The organism is Brevibacterium sp. CFH 10365 (genome assembly GCF_009299785.1).
Lineage (GTDB): Bacteria > Actinomycetota > Actinomycetes > Actinomycetales > Brevibacteriaceae > Brevibacterium > Brevibacterium limosum.
Window position 1 is genome coordinate 131381 of sequence record NZ_VIGO01000005.1, and the last position, 16124, is coordinate 147504.

The window sequence follows — 16124 nt, forward strand, 5'->3', positions numbered from 1 at the left end:
TTAACGAACGATTAGCCTTAATTTGGTCTCGTGAGCGAAAAGAACACAGGCAATGGCGTCTCGGCGACGGAATCCGTCCTCTCCGCCAAGGACATCGAGTTCCAACTCTATGACTGGCTCGAGGTCGACGAGCTCTGCTCGAGGCAGCGCTTCTCCGAGCATTCGCGGGAGGTCTTCGACTCTGTGCTCGAAGCCAGCGAGGAGCTTGCCAAGGAGCGGTTCGCCACTCATGCGCGGAAGTCCGACCTCAATGAACCGACTTTCGACGGCACTGCGGTGACGCTGATCCCCGAGATCAAATCTGCGCTTGACCAGTTCGCCGGCGTCGGTCTGCTCTCGGCGACGATGGATGAGAGCGTCGGCGGCATTCAGCTGCCGCAGACGGTCGCGAAGGCCTGCTTCGCCTGGTTCCAGGCGGCCAATATCGGTACAGCCAGCTACCCGATGCTGACCATGGCCAACGCCGGTCTCCTGCTCGAATACGGCACCGAGGAGCAGATCGAGAAGTACGTCCTGCCCGAGCTCGACGGCCGCTTCTTCGGCACCATGTGCCTGTCCGAACCCGAGGTCGGCTCCTCCCTCGGCGACGTCACGACGAAGGCTGTTCGTGACCCTGGCGGAGGCGACGATGCCTTCCGCATCCACGGGACGAAGATGTGGATCTCCGGCGGCGACCACGAACTCTCTGAGAACATCGTCCACCTCGTCCTCGCCCGCGCCGAAGGCGACCAGCCGGGTGTCAAGGGCCTGAGCCTGTTCCTCGTTCCGAAACGGCTCGTCAACGATGACGGCAGCCTCGGCGAGCGCAATGACGTCGTCCTGTCCGGGCTCAACCACAAGATGGGGTGGCGCGGAACGACGAACACGCTGCTGAACTTCGGTGAGGGCGCACACACTCCGGCCGGTTCCGCCGGTGCGGTCGGCTATCTCGTGGGGGAGCGGGGCAAGGGTCTGGCCTGCATGTTCCACATGATGAACGAGGCTCGAATCGGTGTCGGCGCCGGTGCAGTCGGACTGGGCTACCACGGGTACCTCGATGCGCTGCGCTATGCCCGCGACCGCCGTCAGGGCCGTCCCGACGGTGCCAAGGGGTCCGATGGTTCGCCGGTCCCGATCGCTGAGCACTCCGATGTCCGGCGGATGCTGCTGTCGTCGAAGAGCTACGTCGAGGGCGGACTCGGGCTCGTCCTCTATGCCGCGCGAGTGCTCGACGAGTCCGAAACCGCCGATACCGCGGCCGAGCGTGACCGAGCCGCACTGCTGCTCGATGTGCTCACCCCGATCGTCAAGACCTGGCCGAGCGTATGGTGCCTGAAGGCCAATGATCATGCCATTCAGGTGCTCGGCGGAGCCGGGTACACCCGTGATCACGATGTCGAACAGCTCTACCGTGACAACCGGCTCAACCCGATCCACGAGGGCACACACGGCATTCAGGCCAAGGATCTGCTCGGGCGCAAAGTCGTCATGAAGGGCGGAGCCGGCCTGCAGGTGCTGCTGGAGCAGATGCGGGAGACCCTCGCCGAGGCGGCCGACCGTGCCGCATGGTCCGCCGAGACCACAGCGCTGCAGACAGCCGTCGACCGTATCGAATCTGTGACTGCCGCAGTGTGGTCGAGCGGGGATCCTGCGGTGGCTCTCGACAACGCATGGACCTACCTCGAAGCAGTCGGCCACACGGTGATGGCGTGGTTGTGGCTGCAGCAGGGGATGGCCGCCGAGACAACCGCCGACGACCGTGGCGATTCGGCCTTCCTCAACGGCAAGATCGCTGCGGCACGGTACTTCTTCGCTCACGAACTGCCGCAGACCGGTTCATGGTTCGATCTCGTCGAAAGCCGGTCGACGACTTTCGCCGATCTCGACGACTCCTGGCTGTGATGATTCTCAGCCGTCGCCGGCAGACATCTCTGACTGCAGGAGCTCCGGGCGCGCGCTCAATGCACCCGCAACTCTGTCGCTCGAGGTGTTCCTAAGCGCTGAGGTCGGGTATTCGCCTGTCGGCGATGATGAGCAGTCGCAGGAAGACTCCGCCGATGAGCAGACCGCCGATGAGATCGGTGGCCCAATGCCAGCCGAGGGCGAAGGACACGATGACCGAGTTCACGCTGACCGCGGCGACACCCCACCACAGGAGTCGCACGGTTCTGGTGGAGACGCTGCTGTAGGTGGCGATGAGGTAGGCGACCGCACCGTAGATGAGCACTGCTTCGGCAGCGTGCCCGGACGGGTAGCTGATTCCACGACCGCCGATCTCGATCAGACCGCCCTGGAAGAACCGCGGGTCGTGCAGGGTGGTCGCCGGTCGGGCGAGGAGGATCTTCAGCGAGCCGACACCGAGGTAGAAGGCCGCTTCGACGGCGATAGCGAAGACGACCGGTCGCCAGGACCGGCGTTTTCGTGAAAGAACGATCGCGGTGATCGCCAACACGGGAAGAACGACGGCCTGACCTGCGATGGGATCGAGGATGTGCTGGGTGAACCACACCAGGTCGGGGTCGAAGAGGTAGAGCCAACGTCGGTTGAGCTTGTAGTCCCAGACCCGCAGGGGACCGGCCGCGGCGAGTGTGACGACGACGAAAGCGATCGCCAAGACCCAGATCGAGGTTGCCCAGGACAGCAACCCCTGTGCTCGAACTGTCCAATGACTGCGATCTGAGGGGCTGCTGATCATTTTCTCGGATTCGACGTAGGACTCAGCAACCATCAGGTTCGATTTTAGACGGAGTCGACAATCACTTCTGCTGTGGGTGATAAAGAAACGGTGAATTCTTTCCGGAGTCGACCGCCGGGCGGCCGAATCGCCACTTGAGCTCAGTGTCCTCGGGCCCGCACGACCATCGTGGCGATGCGCACCCGATTGTTCGTGTCGAGTTTGATGTTGATTCGGTTGAGGTGTGTCTTGACCGTGGCCAGGCTCATGAACGTCTCCTCTGCGATCTCCTGATTCGACAGTCCTTCGGCCACGAGTTCTGCGATCTGCCGCTCGCGGTCGGTCAGTCCGGCCAGCAGCGCCACTGCCTCTCGCTGCAGACGCTGATCGGTGTTCGACGTGACCTTGGCGATGACCTGCCGCATGGACTGCGGGGCGAGAATGGGTTCCCCGGCGTGGACCTTGCGGACCGCGACGGCGAGATCCACCGGGCCGATGTCCTTGAGCAGGTATCCGGCGGCTCCCGCCTCAAGTGCCCTGAAGAGGTGATCGTCGCCGCTCATGCTCGTCAGGGACACCACTTTCGGCGGCCGCACGCTGTTGAGCAGGCGCTGCGTGGCTTCGATCCCACCGATTCCGGGCATTCTGATGTCCATGAGGACGACGTCGGGATAGTGCAGAGCCGCTGCTTCAACAGCGTCCTCACCGCTGGTCGCAGAGCCGACGACGTCGATGCCATCGGCAGCCTGGAGGATTCCCCGGATTCCGGTGATGACCATCGGATCGTCGTCGACGACCATGACGCGGATCGGGGCGGATTGGTTCATGTGTGTCACATTACCCGAGGCCCATGACACAGTTCGTCGAAGGAGTCCCTGTCTCACAACGATCGTTCAGAGGTGGGCGGACGGTCCTTGAGGATGCGCCTCAGTTCTGGGGAGAGAAGGGTCGAAATCTCACCTGCACCTGGAACTCCTCGCCGAACACTCCGATCGACGCCTCTCCGCCGAACATCTCGGTGCGCTCGCGAATGCCGACCAGCCCGGCTCCCGACCCGGTCGACGCCAAGTGAGTTTCGTGCGGGCCGAACGTGCTCCCGGCGGGTCCCCATCCGTGAGCGGGCGTGAGGGCACCGAGTTCGCGCATCGAATCCGGTGCGTATCGTGGGCGTGGCGGAACATCGAGCGGGCCCGCTCCGCGGGGGAGCGGATTGCGCACCGAGATCTGGATTCCGCGGGCCGCCGAGACCGCGACGTCCACCGTCACCGGCAGATTCGGTGCATGTTTCATCGCGTTCGTCAGAGCCTCCTGAACAATGCGATAGACCGCCCGGTCGAGCGCGGGCGGGCAGGAGCCCACGTCCTGGATGACGACGAGAGGACGGACGACCGTACCGGTGGACTCCACAGAGGAGATCAGCTCGGGAATCGCTGACATCGTCGCTCGACTCGGCGGTGCCGAGGTCCCCTGGTCTGGTCGCCGATCAGCCAGTTCGCCGTTCCTCACACCACCCACCAGATGCCGCAGATCCTCCAATGACGCGCGGGCCTCCTCGCGCAGAGCAGACGCCGTCGCAGCGACCTCGGGGTCTGTCCGTGCCCCGACCTCCAGGGCACCGGTATGCAGCGAGATCACCGACAGTCGGTGGGAGAGAGTGTCGTGGAGCTCGCGCGCCAAGAGCTCTCGTTCGGACTGCCGGGCGATCTCAGCCGTGAGCGACTCATTGCGCAGCGCTTCACGTTCGGCGATGGATTCGACCGCTCTCATCCTCCGCGTGCGACGCAGAAGCGCGCCGACTCCCAGAGCCGTGCACAATCCGATGACGGCGGCCGCGATCGTGATGATTCGGATCGCCAAGTGCGAATCCTCCGGCGGGATGGTCGCCTCGAGGCCCGTGACCTGTGCCGGGTCGGGCAGGAAGAAGATGCTGAAGGGATTGTGCTCAGCCGGTGCCAGACACATCCTCAACGTGGAGAACACAATCAGTCCGGTGGCCACCGCCGAGGCGGTGATCGCCAGTCGTCGGGGTGCTCGGATGACGAGGTGGAAGACCGCAATGAGGAGCATAAGCGCATCGCCCCATCCTGCTGTGAGCAGTCCGCCGACGACGAAGGGCACCCACGGCCACCTGTGTCGGAGGAAGACGAGTCCCCACGCGAGGAACAGCAGCAGGACGGCCACTATCCCGGTGTCGTTGAGCTCCCCGTCGGAGAAGGCCCAGGTGTTCGCCGTCAGCGCCATCGCCGAGATGAAGAACCCGATGAGGTAGAGAATGACGCCGACGAGGATGCTGCCGGCGATGCGCACGGCGCGCGGGATCCTTCGGCGCGGGACGGATTGTTCTGACACAAGAGAATCGTAACCGCGGGGCCTGACACGCGTAGTCCACCTTCCGGCTGGAAGCGGTCAACCGTTCGGCTGGCGGGGTCGAGCCCGATTGCGGACGTGCCGGGGGTGCAGATGGGACGAACCTGGAGCAGTCAGTCAGATCCAGCCTCGAAGGAGCGTCATGTCCCACCCGCAGAATCCCCAGAACACCCCGCAGCAGCAATCTCCACTGCCTCATTGGTCCCCGCAGCACCAGACCCCTCACGGCACCCATCACCAGCAAGCGCCCCGGAACTACGATCCCCAGCAGTGGGACTCTGCACAGAACCCAGCGGCCTACGGTGCCGGAGGCAGCTACCCGCAGCATCCTTACGGCCAGAAGCCGCCGAAACAGGAGAAGCCGCTGCTGAAGCGCTGGTGGTTCTGGCTGCTTGTCGTCATCGTCATCATTGCCATTGCCAGCGCGCTCGGAGGCGGGGGAGAAGACACCAGCACCTCGGAGGGCGGCTCGTCCGACTCTCAGCAGTCGGGGGAGGCCGCGGAGAAGGAGTCCGCCGACAAACCTGCTGAGGAAGCTTCGTACGGAATCGGAGATACGGTAGCTGCCGATGACTGGGAGATCACCGTCGCAAAGGTCGAAGACGGTGTCTCACAGGTCGGCGACGAATTCCTCAATGCCCAGGCACAGGGACAGTTCGTCCAGATCGAACTGTCGGTGAAGAACACCGGATCGGAACCGAACTTCTTCTACGAAGACGACATCAAACTCGGTGATGATTCCGGCAATACCTACTCTGCTGACTCAGAGGCCGGTATCTATGCGGCCGAGAACAACATCCTCTTCCTCGAAGAGATCAATCCCGGAAACACAGCTGAGGGCGCCCTCGTCTTCGACGTTCCCGAAGACGTCGACCCGAACAAGCTGACCTTCGCCGGCGGACTGTTCTCCGACCCGGTGGAGATCTCCTTGAAGTGACCTCACCGGTCCAGGTGTTCCGCCCGGGCGATGATCGACCGGGCGGCACGGACCGTCTGCCCGAGGAACCCGCGACCGAACAGACGGATATGAGCGAGCAGAGCGAAGAAGCTGTGCGCCGGCAGGTCCTCCTGCCAGCCGACCGGCATCGGATGGGCCTGTTCGTAGCCGGAGAAGACCTCCTCGAGAAACGAGGTGCCGAAGAGCGCAAGCAGGGCCAGGTCCTCCAGTCGGTGACCGCCGTGCGCGGCCGGATCGATGAGAGTGACACCGTCTCGCGCCCACATGAGGTTACCCGCCCACAGATCTCCGTGGACGCGTGCCGACGCTTCCTCGCCTTCGCCGCAGATCCCGGCGAAGGCTCCGGAAGCGATCGCATCGATCGCCGAGCCGACCGTCGCCCGATCCGCACCCGTGAGATCCCCGGTAATCGCCGTGACCAAAGGGCGCAGGCGCTGTTCGACCCAATAGTCGGTGAAGTCGTCGACAGAATCGGCCGGCACCTCGAAGGGATTGTCGAGGGGGCCGAAGAACGACTGCGGAGCCGGTGACCAACCGAAACCGGGAGCGCCCGCATCGTGAAGCCGGGCGAGGTCGCGACCGAAGGCGGCGGCCGCCTCGGCGGAGGGACCGGATTCGTCGAGACGGCGCAGCCGCAGAAAATCCGCACCATGTTCGACGACGTCGACGACAGGGATCACCCCCGGTTCGGCCAACCATCTCAGCCCGGCGGCCTCAGTGGCGAAGAAACCGTTCGGAGCTCCTGGGCGCTGTTTGATGAAGTCGTCAGTCATAGCCCCAGGGTAGCCGGGACGGTGCGGTTCGCCTCGAGCTCCGGATCAGGGCCCGAGCTCGGCAAGAAGCCCGGCTGCAACTGCGACGAGCTCACCATTGCCCGCTGCCTGAGTGCCGTCGATGAGAACGGGAGTATCTTCCAAACCGGTGCGGATACCATGGCCGCGCCGAATGGCGCGGGCATTGACGACCCAGGAGGCGATGCCCTCCCCATGATGGACCTGCGGCAGTTCGATGCCCGCCTCGGCAAGGACACGTTCGATCGCGGCGGCGTCTGCCAAGGCACAATCCGGATCGGTCACGGTGGTTTCGACGAGTACGCGTTCGCAGCGGTCCGCCGTGCCCGAGTCGACGAATGACGTTGCATCTTCGATGCTGAGCAGACCTGCCTCGATTCGGACGCCGCGCCCGATGAGCAGCTCGCACACCTCGCGAATTCCCGCCTCACCTTGATTGGCACTGACTGAGTCAGGCAATTCCGTCCACTCGGCAATGAGCGTCAGGCGCATCTGCGGATCGGGCTCGATCTCGGCCGCGGTGCTCAAGGAGATCGGAATCCCCGGGCACACGGCACGCACCTCACGGAGAGTGGCCGAGACCGCCTCTTCTTCGAAAGTCTGTCGGCCCGACGCATCGAATGGGTGGAGGTGGATGACCTGAGCGCCTGCTGCCACGGCGGCAGCCGCCTCGTCGGCGATGGTCTTCGGTGTTCGTGGAGTCGCCGGGTGGTCGCGATCACCGTTGAGGGCGGCATGCAGCAGAGGCTCGTGTGAAACAAGTGTGTTCATCTGCCCACTGTCTCGCAATCGTGACAGCGAGTACAGATCCTGTGGCAAACCCCTGGAAGTCAGCCTGGAATCATCGTCTGGACACTGCGCAGACACGTTTCGATCATGGTGCGGTTCGACACGGCGTGTTGTCCGGAATGAGCCTGAATGACGGCAGACTTCGTGCAAGGATGAACCATCCTCGACCGAGGTGTCTCGATTGAAAATAGGAGCTCATCATGGCTTTCGTCCTCTGGATCATCGCAGCGATCCTCGTCATCTCCGGCATCTTCGCGATCTTCCGCAAACAGCTGCTGTGGGGCATCGTCCTCATCGTCGTCGGCTGCCTCGTAGGGCCCGGTGGAGTCAGCCTCTTCACCTGACCGACAGGACCCGGACTGTCCCCGGCGTCGGCCGAAGTCATAGGGTGAACCCAGAGTCCGCCCCGCGCGAGGGCGGGCCCGGATCGAAAGGGGCACTCACACGTGACGAAGAGCGGAGATCACAGCATCGCCGGGGCGCAGAACGGCCACTCGTGCTGCGCTCCGGCGACCAACCGCACCGAGGCGGGGGACAGCCATCCGACGGACCCTGCGGCCGGTCCTGCCGTGAGTTCCGAGTCGAGCCCTGAGTTCAGCTTCGACTTCGTCCCCGTCGGCGGCACCTTCGATATGGGTGATCCCTTCGGTGACGGGCATCCTGCCGACGGCGAGGGACCCCGTCACCGGGTCGACCTCACCGAATTCGAGATCGGAACGACAAGCGTGACGAACGACGATTTCGCCCGGTTCGTCGCTGACACCGGTTTCGTCACGACGGCAGAACGCCTGGGCACCTCGGCGGTGTTCGCCATGCTCCTGGAGACCAATCCGGGAGTGCGAGCTCATGTGCTCGGGCGGGCCCCGGGCGTGCCCTGGTGGGTCGAAGTCTCAGGCGCGAACTGGGCAGCGCCCGAAGGACCCGGATCCGCCATCGACGACCGGAGAGACCATCCCGTCGTCCACATCAGCTGGGACGATGCCCGCGCCTATTGCGTGTGGTCCGGCACTCGGCTGCCGAGCGAGGCCGAGTGGGAGCTCGCCTCCCGCGGTGGCCTCAAGGGTCGTCGCTATCCGTGGGGCAACCGGCTGCTGATCGACGGGGCGTGGAACTGCAATATCTGGCAGGGCGAATTCCCGCGAACGAACACCCTCGACGACGGGTTCGTCGGCACCGGACCGGCCCGACACTTCGCCCCCAACGGTCTGGGCCTGTTCAACACCGTCGGCAATGTATGGGAATGGTGCGCCGACTGGTTTGCCCGCGACTACTACCAGCATTCCCCGCAGTCCGATCCGCGCGGCCCGGACACCGGTGACAAGCGGGTCATGCGCGGTGGGTCGTTCCTGTGCCACGACTCCTACTGCAATCGCTATCGGGCAGCCGCCCGCTCCTCGAACACACCGGATTCCTCGGCCTCGAACATCGGCTTCCGAGTCGTCCGAGAAGCGCTCTGAGGTCAGTCCCTGAGTTCCGCCTCGAGGCGGCCCATCAGATGCTTCGTCTCGATCGACAGCGTCTCGAGAGCGAAAGCCACTGTCTCACGGGCACCTGCTCCGGTCCGAGTCACTGCCGTGATGTGTCGTGACGGGGCATTGTCGCCGCTGATCGGGATTCGGCGCACCGGGTGGAGATCCTGCGACCGCGACATCCTCGAGGCCACACACACTCCGAAGCCGCCGTGGACGAGCGCGGTTCCGGTGTTCCAGTCATCGGCGAAATGCCCGATGCGGGGCGCGAATCCGGCCGCCGCACAGCTGGCCATGACGAGCTGGTGGTAGCCGGTGCCGGGCCTGCCCAGAATCCACGTCTCATCGACGGTGTCGGCGATCGTGACCGATGCGCGGTCTGCCAACTGGTGATCGAGAGGAACCATGAGGTCGAGCGGATCGTCGATGAGGAAGTGGTGGCTGAATCGATCGTCGCCGCCGGCGGGGATGTCAGGTGCAGCGACGACGATGCCGACATCGGCATCTCCGGAGAGCAGGTAGTCGAAGCATTCACTGGGTTCGGCCTCGATCGTCTGCGTCTGCATATGCGGGAACTGCTCATTGAGAGCCCGCATCGTCGGCGGCAGGAGCAGGCTGGCTGCAGTGGAGAAGCCACACAGACCCAACGAGCCGGACACCGTCTCGGCGAACCGACCGAGATCGGCCAGCGCCATCTCCCATTCCGCCGACATGACATCGACATGGCGCAGCAGAGCCTCGGCTGCGGGGGTGAGCCTGACGTTGCGTCCGTGCTGTTCGAGCAGGGGCACTCCGAGTTCCGCGGCGAGCTGTTTGACCTGATGAGACACCGTCGACGGCGAGTAGCGCAGCGAATGCGCCGCGGCAGTGACCGTGCCGTGTCGTTGGATCATGCTCAACATGGTGAGCCGACTGTCGATCATGCGGTCCTATCGAATGGTTACATGGAATTTCTTACGATAGACAACAATACTCTCTTGGTCTCATCATGGAACCGACAGGGCTCGGCGAATGGTCTCCAGGGCCCGCAGAGCAGACTCGGGGTCCCAATCGTGGTCCCCGACAACACAGGCGATGATGCGAAGAGATGGAGGTTCCGTTTGGCTGAGAACGCACACATCAGAGGGACAAGGCGACAGCTGTGGTTCGGTGCGCTGGTCCTGCTCATCCTCTCGGCCGCCGCGAACATGGCCAGCCCTCTGTATCCGCTGCTGCAAGAGGCCCACGGAATGTCCGAGTCCATGATGACTGCGCTCTACGCGACCTATGTCTTCAGCTGTCTGCCGTCCCTGTTGCTGTTCGGATCGGCGGCAGACGCCTTCGGTCGCAAGCCGGTGCTGCTGGCCGCGATCGGACTGGTCGGTTTCGGCACCGCGATCTTCGGGCTCGAGACTGCGGGAACCGCAGGACTGTTCACCGGCAGGGCGCTGGTCGGCATCGGACTCGGGCTGGGCACAGGCGCCGGTATCGCCCTGATGGTCGAGGCCTCACCGGCGCGGAGGGTCTGGTTGGGATCGACGCTGGCGACGATCTCATTCGTCTTGGGGTCGGGGCTCGGTCCGATACTCGCGGGAGTCGTCTCATCGTTGTCGACATCTCCGCTCGTTCTGCCCTTCCTCTTCATGATGGTCCTGATCGTCATCGTCATGGTCCTCATTGCGATGATGCCGCTGCAGCGGCCGATCACTCGGCAGCGGTGGAGGCCGACATGGCCGTCCGTGCCGGGCGCAATGCGCACGAGCTTCAACATCGCCGCGCTGACCGGTTTCATCGGCTGGACGGCGCTCGGGCTCTTCCTCGCTCTGCTGCCGTCGATGGCGCGGTCGATCATTCCGAACTCGGGAACTCTGACCTCCGGCATCATCGTCGGCTCGGTCCTGGTCGTGTCGGCTGCGAGCCAGCTGGTGGCGCCGACGCTCCGCCCCCGGGCGGCACAGACCCTGGGGCTGACGCTCATGGGGCTCGGTGCGGCGCTCCTGCTGGGATCGAATCTCCCGGAGATCAGCCCCGCGGCGGTGAAGGTCATCCTGGTGTTCGCGGCCGTGGCCACGGGCGTCGGGCACGGGCTGAGTTACTGGGGAGCCAATCGGGAGATCGACGTGCTCACTCCTCCGAAGAATCGTGCCGGCATATCTGCGGCACTCTATCTCGCCTTCTACGCCGGGGCCGGTGCGCCCGCTGTCATCGTCGGGGTGCTGGCGCTGGGCATGCCGTTGGTCATCGGCACGATGATCTTCACCCTGGCACTGCTGCTGGCGACGATCGTCACGATTCCTGTGCCCAGTCTGTCCCAGACGGTGATTCGGCAGTCGAAGAGCGAGCGTGCGGTGACGAACAGCGAGCCCGAGGCTGCTCTCGGCGTCGTCGAGGCGGGGCGGTTCGACGACGGAGACGACACCTCGATCCGCGGCAGCGGGACCGCCTCGGCCGAGCACACGGCCGCCCGATAGACTGCGAGTCATGTCGAGAATCACCTGTCCCGAACTGAGCACGAAGACCGTCTCCGCTGCGGAAGCGGCCCGCCACATCGACAATGGCCAACGCGTGGCCATGAGCGGTTTCACCGGTTCGGGGTACCCGAAGGCAGTGCCGGGGGCAGTGGCCGCACGCGCTCGCGCCGCACACGATCGGGACGAAGACTTCCGTGTCGAACTGTGGACGGGAGCCTCGACGGCGCCTGAACTCGACGGAGTGCTCGCCGAAGCGAACGCAGTGAGCAAGCGGCTGCCGTTCCAATCCGATCCGGCGATGCGGGCCTCGATCAACTCCGGAGACACCGCGTATGTCGACACTCATCTCAGCCATTCGGCTCAGCAGGCATGGTTCGGTTTCTACGGCAACCTCGATGTTGCTGTCGTCGAAGTCGCAGCGATCCTGCCCAACGGTCTGCTGGTGCCCGGCAGCTCGGTCGGAAACTCGAAGACGTGGCTCGACCTGGCCGATAAGGTCATTCTCGAAGTCAACGACTGGCATCCGCGCGGTTACGAAGGCTTCCACGACGTCTACTACGGAACCCGGCGCCCGCCCGAGCGGTTGCCGATCCAGCTGCTCCAGCCGATGCAGCGCATCGGTGATCCCTACCTGCGTGTCGACCCGGCGAAGGTCGTCGCCGTGGTGGAGACGAACGCTCCGGACCGGAATCTGCCGTTCAAACCCGCCGACGAGGACTCGAAGGCGATTGCGAGCCACCTCGTTGATTTCCTCCGCCATGAGATCGCCGCAGATCGTCTGCCGCCGGAGCTGCTGCCGCTGCAGTCAGGCGTCGGCAATGTCGCCAATGCGGTGATGGGCAATCTCGCCGACAGCGAGTTCGAGGGACTGACCGCGTATACGGAAGTCATCCAGGACGGAATGCTCGACCTCATCGACAGCGGGAAGCTCTCCTCGGTGTCGGCCACGGCGTTCTCGCTCTCGGCCGAACGGGCTGCCGATTTCAATGACCGGATCGAGTCGTACAAAGGCCGGATCCTGCTGCGCACTCAGGAGATGTCGAACCATCCCGAGGCCATCCGCCGCCTCGGCATCATCGCGATCAACGGGATGGTCGAGGCCGATATCTACGGCAACGTGAACTCCACCCACGTGACCGGATCGTCGATCATAAACGGCATCGGCGGCTCCGGTGACTTCGCCCGCAACGCCTACCTCAACTTCTTCGTGTCGAACTCACAGGCCAAGGCGGGGGCGATCTCCGCGATCGTGCCGTTCGCCAGCCATATCGACCACACCGAACACGACACTCAGATCCTCGTCACCGAACAGGGCCTGGCCGATCTGCGCGGACTGCCGCCGGTGGCCAGGGCACGGAAGATCATCGGCAACTGCGCCCACCCGGACTACCGGGACCGTCTCACCGACTACCTCGAGCGTGCGATCGCTGCGAACCCGACCGGGCGTCACACCCCGCACATCCTCGCCGAGGCCCTGTCGTGGCACGAGAGGTTCCGGACAATCGGACATATGTAGGCATTGGGCCGAGCCGATCACGGAGCTCGGGAGAACCGAGCTCTCGTCCGCTGACAGCGTGTCTGCCGATATCAGCCCACCCGAAGAAGCACGGAAACAGCTCCTCAGGCTGCCATCGCTGTCGGGACTGCAGCGACCACCCAAGCCAGCCCCGGACCGATGAGACACATGAGACCGGCGTAGCCGATCATCTGCCTGTAGAAACGGTCACGAATGCTCGGATGAACATTGGCCAGGAGCATCGCGCCGTTGGTCGAGAACGGACTGATGTCGACGATGGTTGCGGCGATCGCCAGGGCCGCGACGAACCCGCCGACATGCACGTCTCCTGATTCGAGGAACGGCACGGCAAGAGCGATGACGACTCCGATGATCGCCAGAGATGACGCCAGAGCCGAAATCAGACCGGACATGTAGAACAGCAGCAGCGCAGCCAAGAGGGGTGCCCCGATCGCCGAGATGCCGGTCGACACCCATTCGACAGTTCCGGCCTCCTGCAGCACTGCAATGTAGGTGAGCACACCGCAGATGAGGATGACGATCGACCACGAGACCTTCGACATCGCAGCTTTGCCGGCGGCCGGATCGATGGCGGCGAGCACAACCGAGATCGTGATGGTCACGAGGCCCACATCCCAGCTGAATATGATCACAGCCAGTGCCATTGCGATGAGCCCGAGCAGAGTGGGGACCTGGGAACGAGTCAGCCGGATGGTCGTTCCGCCGTCGGCGGCGGACGCGGGTTCCGCGAGTGCGTCGTCTGCGTCTGCGCGCAATCCCGGCCTGCGACGGAGGACGAGATAGACAACGACGGCGAAGACGATGTTGAACACGAACGGGGCGAGGAACAAGGTCAGCGGTGTAGGCGTGAGGCCGTTCTTCGTCAGATAGTCATTGATGAAGATGCCATAGACGCTGATCGGGGAGAACGCGCCGGCCAACGCTCCGTGCACGACGAGCAGGCCGACCATGAACTGATTGATCCGATGCCGGCGTGCGAACGACAGTGCCAGCGGGGCGATGATGGCCACTGCGAAGAGTGCCCCCAGCGAGATGAGGATCGCTGTCAGTGCGAAGAAGATCCAGGGCATGAGCCCGATCCGCCCGCCGACGAGCTTCACGCACCAATGGACGATCACTTCGATCGCGCCGTTGTTCTGGGCGAAGCCGAAGAGGCAGGTCAGGCCCACGAGTGTGAGGAAGAGATCAACGGGAAATCCCGCAAGGAACTCTTCAGGAGCCTGGTGCAGGACGAGGCCGCCGACGCCGGCAGCCGCAATGAAGCCGAGCAGACCCATATTGATGTCTCGCCAGGTTCCGATGACGAACATCAGTCCGAGGACGACTACGCAGATCAGTTCTGCACTCATGGGCTCAGCTCCTCCTTGGATCCACAGCCGGCCTCTTCTCGCCGGTGACTGGGGCACGCGAATCAAGCTAGTGCATGTCACCTGGAAGGATCGGCTGCATTCGGCATATGAGCTGATCAGGTCGTCTGCGGGGGTGAAACGACCGCGGACCGGCCAGCGTGTACGAAGGTCCACCGAATTCGTCCATCACGGATAGTGCGGCCGGTCACAGACTCGTTAGTGTGTCATTGAGCCCTGGTCGCCGACGATCATCGACACTGAACCTGCTGCCGCAGAGGGCGCAGACGACACCCAGGAGGCCGCGCAGTGGATTGGTACCGCCGTCTCGAACAGCGCTTGGAATCCGGTCACGACTCCGGAGCCATCCGCGGCACCCTGAGCGGGGGACGGATGTTCATGATCTGGCTCGCCGCGAACCTCGTCGTCACGACCCTGCTGACCGGAACTCTGTTCGTCCCCGGCGTCGACTTCGCCACAGCGGTCATCGTCATCATCGTCGGTACGATCACCGGCACCATCGTGCTCACGCTCATCGGCAACATCGGCACCCGCACGGGCCTGGCGACCATGGCCATCACCCGCGGAGCCTTCGGCGCCAAGGGCAGCTTTCTGCCGGTCGCCGCCAACGTCGTCATCCTCATGGGATGGAGCTGGGTGCAGGCCATGCTGGCGGGAATCAGCGTCGACTACGTGGTCGCCCAGACGACGGGGTTCTCCAACCCGATCCTCTTCTCCGTGCTCTGCCAAGCCCTCGTCGTCGGATTGGCGATCCTCGGCCATGAAGGGATCGAGAAGGCCGAACCCTGGTTCGCCCTTCTCATCCTGCTGGTCATGGCCTATGTCTTCGTCATCGCCTTCACCGGACACTCACCGCGCGAATACGCAGAGATCGGGAGCCTCCCAGAGCTCGGTTTCACTCCGGTCCTCGCACTCGACATCGTCATCTCCACAGCCGTCTCCTGGACGGTGCTCTCCGGCGACCTCAACCGGTTGGCCGGCAGCCAGAAGGCCGGAATCGTCGGTTCGGGGCTGGGCTATCTGACCTCGACCGCGCTGGCGATGCTGCTGGGCCTCACCGCGTTCAGCTTCATCCTGCTCGACGGGGGAGACCCGGCCGAATTCGACCCGACGGCTTTGGCCGCCGAATTCGGGTGGGCACTGGCCGTCGTCATCTTCCTCTCCGTCATGGCTACGAATACGATGGTGGTCTACGGAATGGTCAACTCCGTCGTCGGCGCACAGAGCCGGACGAAGCTGAAGTTCCTGCCGACGGCTCTCATCCTCGGCGCGATCTCGATCATCGGCTCGACCTGGCTGTCCCTGTTGGACCAGTACACCGACTTCCTGGTGATGATCGGAGCCCTCTTCGTCCCCGTCTTCGCCATCCTCATCGTCGACTACTACATCATCAAACGCCGCGCCTACTCACTCGACATCCTCGAGGACTCCGGCGGCATCTACTCCTACACTCGCGGAATCAATTGGGTGGCCGTCGGAGTGTGGATCCTCGGCGCACTGGCCTCCTATGTGCTCACCTACGCCTATCCGAGCCCGATCGGAGCGACGATCCCGTCCTTCGCCATCTCCTTCGTCCTCTACCTCACGTTGTCCTGGGGCAGCCGAGAGAAGTTCGCGGGAACAGAACACGCGCACCTGGCGGACGGGATCCGCGGAAGCTGAAGGGAAACGCCCGGTTCCGGCCCTGCGCTGACCACCATGTGCCGTTCCCAGGTGATGAGTCAGTCCACGCGCTATGATCGC

Annotated in this window: 14 protein-coding genes; 7 read left to right on the forward strand and 7 right to left on the reverse strand. The window is 64.0% G+C overall.

The window, feature by feature from the left end; genetic code table 11:
* Nucleotides 1–30: 30 nt before the first annotated feature.
* A complete protein-coding gene (locus FHG09_RS11430; protein WP_152347795.1) occupies nucleotides 31–1881 on the forward strand; it encodes an acyl-CoA dehydrogenase in 1851 nt (616 codons plus the stop codon).
* Between the two features lie 91 nt (nucleotides 1882–1972).
* Here the strand turns inward: FHG09_RS11430 and FHG09_RS11435 are convergent, their stop codons facing one another.
* The 3 genes from FHG09_RS11435 to FHG09_RS11445 all read right to left on the reverse strand — a co-directional run bounded on the left by FHG09_RS11435 (nucleotide 1973) and on the right by FHG09_RS11445 (nucleotide 5002).
* On the reverse strand, nucleotides 1973–2707 hold the full coding sequence (locus FHG09_RS11435; RefSeq protein ID WP_227492718.1) for a phosphatase PAP2 family protein: 735 nt from the start codon (nucleotides 2705–2707) through the stop codon (nucleotides 1973–1975).
* Between the two features lie 107 nt (nucleotides 2708–2814).
* A complete protein-coding gene (locus FHG09_RS11440; protein WP_152347797.1) occupies nucleotides 2815–3480 on the reverse strand; it encodes a response regulator transcription factor in 666 nt (221 codons plus the stop codon).
* Between the two features lie 100 nt (nucleotides 3481–3580).
* Nucleotides 3581–5002 carry a sensor histidine kinase gene (locus FHG09_RS11445; protein ID WP_227492719.1) on the reverse strand — a complete coding sequence of 474 codons (1422 nt, stop codon included), beginning with the start codon at nucleotides 5000–5002 and terminating at the stop codon, nucleotides 3581–3583.
* A 160-nt stretch (nucleotides 5003–5162) separates the two neighbouring features.
* Between FHG09_RS11445 and FHG09_RS11450 the strand changes: the two genes are divergently transcribed.
* Nucleotides 5163–5957 carry a DUF4352 domain-containing protein gene (locus tag FHG09_RS11450; protein WP_152347798.1) on the forward strand — a complete coding sequence of 265 codons (795 nt, stop codon included), beginning with the start codon at nucleotides 5163–5165 and terminating at the stop codon, nucleotides 5955–5957.
* Nucleotides 5958–5959: 2 nt separating this feature from the next.
* Here the strand turns inward: FHG09_RS11450 and FHG09_RS11455 are convergent, their stop codons facing one another.
* Together FHG09_RS11455 and FHG09_RS11460 are read right to left on the reverse strand one after the other, a co-directional pair.
* Complete coding sequence (locus tag FHG09_RS11455) at nucleotides 5960–6751, reverse strand: fructosamine kinase family protein (RefSeq protein ID WP_152347799.1); 792 nt, start codon at nucleotides 6749–6751, stop codon at nucleotides 5960–5962.
* A 45-nt stretch (nucleotides 6752–6796) separates the two neighbouring features.
* Nucleotides 6797–7540, reverse strand: coding sequence for a 3-keto-5-aminohexanoate cleavage protein (locus FHG09_RS11460; RefSeq protein WP_152347800.1), 744 nt, complete (start codon nucleotides 7538–7540; stop codon nucleotides 6797–6799).
* Nucleotides 7541–7758: 218 nt separating this feature from the next.
* Between FHG09_RS11460 and FHG09_RS19830 the strand changes: the two genes are divergently transcribed.
* Entirely contained in the window at nucleotides 7759–7902 is a 144-nt protein-coding gene (locus FHG09_RS19830) for a GPGG-motif small membrane protein (protein WP_167443931.1), read from the forward strand.
* A gap of 102 nt (nucleotides 7903–8004) precedes the next feature.
* Nucleotides 8005–9015 carry a formylglycine-generating enzyme family protein gene (locus FHG09_RS11465; protein ID WP_152347801.1) on the forward strand — a complete coding sequence of 337 codons (1011 nt, stop codon included), beginning with the start codon at nucleotides 8005–8007 and terminating at the stop codon, nucleotides 9013–9015.
* Between the two features lie 2 nt (nucleotides 9016–9017).
* Here the strand turns inward: FHG09_RS11465 and FHG09_RS11470 are convergent, their stop codons facing one another.
* Nucleotides 9018–9950 (reverse strand): LysR family transcriptional regulator, encoded by a 933-nt coding sequence (locus FHG09_RS11470; RefSeq protein WP_152347802.1) that lies wholly within the window; start codon nucleotides 9948–9950, stop codon nucleotides 9018–9020.
* A gap of 177 nt (nucleotides 9951–10127) precedes the next feature.
* On the opposite strand from FHG09_RS11470, the gene FHG09_RS11475 reads away from it, so the two are divergent.
* A complete protein-coding gene (locus tag FHG09_RS11475; protein ID WP_193627366.1) occupies nucleotides 10128–11477 on the forward strand; it encodes an MFS transporter in 1350 nt (449 codons plus the stop codon).
* Between the two features lie 10 nt (nucleotides 11478–11487).
* Nucleotides 11488–12993 (forward strand): acetyl-CoA hydrolase/transferase family protein, encoded by a 1506-nt coding sequence (locus FHG09_RS11480; RefSeq protein WP_152347804.1) that lies wholly within the window; start codon nucleotides 11488–11490, stop codon nucleotides 12991–12993.
* A 104-nt stretch (nucleotides 12994–13097) separates the two neighbouring features.
* On the opposite strand, the gene FHG09_RS11485 is transcribed toward FHG09_RS11480, so the two are convergent.
* Nucleotides 13098–14363 (reverse strand): SLC13 family permease, encoded by a 1266-nt coding sequence (locus FHG09_RS11485; protein ID WP_152347805.1) that lies wholly within the window; start codon nucleotides 14361–14363, stop codon nucleotides 13098–13100.
* Nucleotides 14364–14669: 306 nt separating this feature from the next.
* On the opposite strand from FHG09_RS11485, the gene FHG09_RS11490 reads away from it, so the two are divergent.
* Nucleotides 14670–16043, forward strand: a complete 1374-nt coding sequence (locus tag FHG09_RS11490; RefSeq protein WP_227492720.1) for a purine-cytosine permease family protein — start codon at nucleotides 14670–14672, stop codon at nucleotides 16041–16043.
* The last annotated feature ends 81 nt before the right edge of the window (nucleotides 16044–16124 follow it).

Excerpts from the sequence above, each read along its gene's own strand:
- FHG09_RS11455 (WP_152347799.1), bottom strand. The coding sequence starts at position 6,751 with ATGACTGACGACTTCATCAAACAGCGCCCAGGAGCTCCGAACGGTTTC.
- FHG09_RS11485 (WP_152347805.1), bottom strand. The coding sequence starts at position 14,363 with ATGAGTGCAGAACTGATCTGCGTAGTCGTCCTCGGACTGATGTTCGTC.
- FHG09_RS11460 (WP_152347800.1), bottom strand. The coding sequence starts at position 7,540 with ATGAACACACTTGTTTCACACGAGCCTCTGCTGCATGCCGCCCTCAAC.
- FHG09_RS19830 (WP_167443931.1), top strand. The coding sequence starts at position 7,759 with ATGGCTTTCGTCCTCTGGATCATCGCAGCGATCCTCGTCATCTCCGGC.
- FHG09_RS11450 (WP_152347798.1), top strand. The coding sequence starts at position 5,163 with ATGTCCCACCCGCAGAATCCCCAGAACACCCCGCAGCAGCAATCTCCA.
- FHG09_RS11440 (WP_152347797.1), bottom strand. The coding sequence starts at position 3,480 with ATGAACCAATCCGCCCCGATCCGCGTCATGGTCGTCGACGACGATCCG.
- FHG09_RS11480 (WP_152347804.1), top strand. The coding sequence starts at position 11,488 with ATGTCGAGAATCACCTGTCCCGAACTGAGCACGAAGACCGTCTCCGCT.
- FHG09_RS11435 (WP_227492718.1), bottom strand. The coding sequence starts at position 2,707 with ATGGTTGCTGAGTCCTACGTCGAATCCGAGAAAATGATCAGCAGCCCC.
- FHG09_RS11470 (WP_152347802.1), bottom strand. The coding sequence starts at position 9,950 with ATGATCGACAGTCGGCTCACCATGTTGAGCATGATCCAACGACACGGC.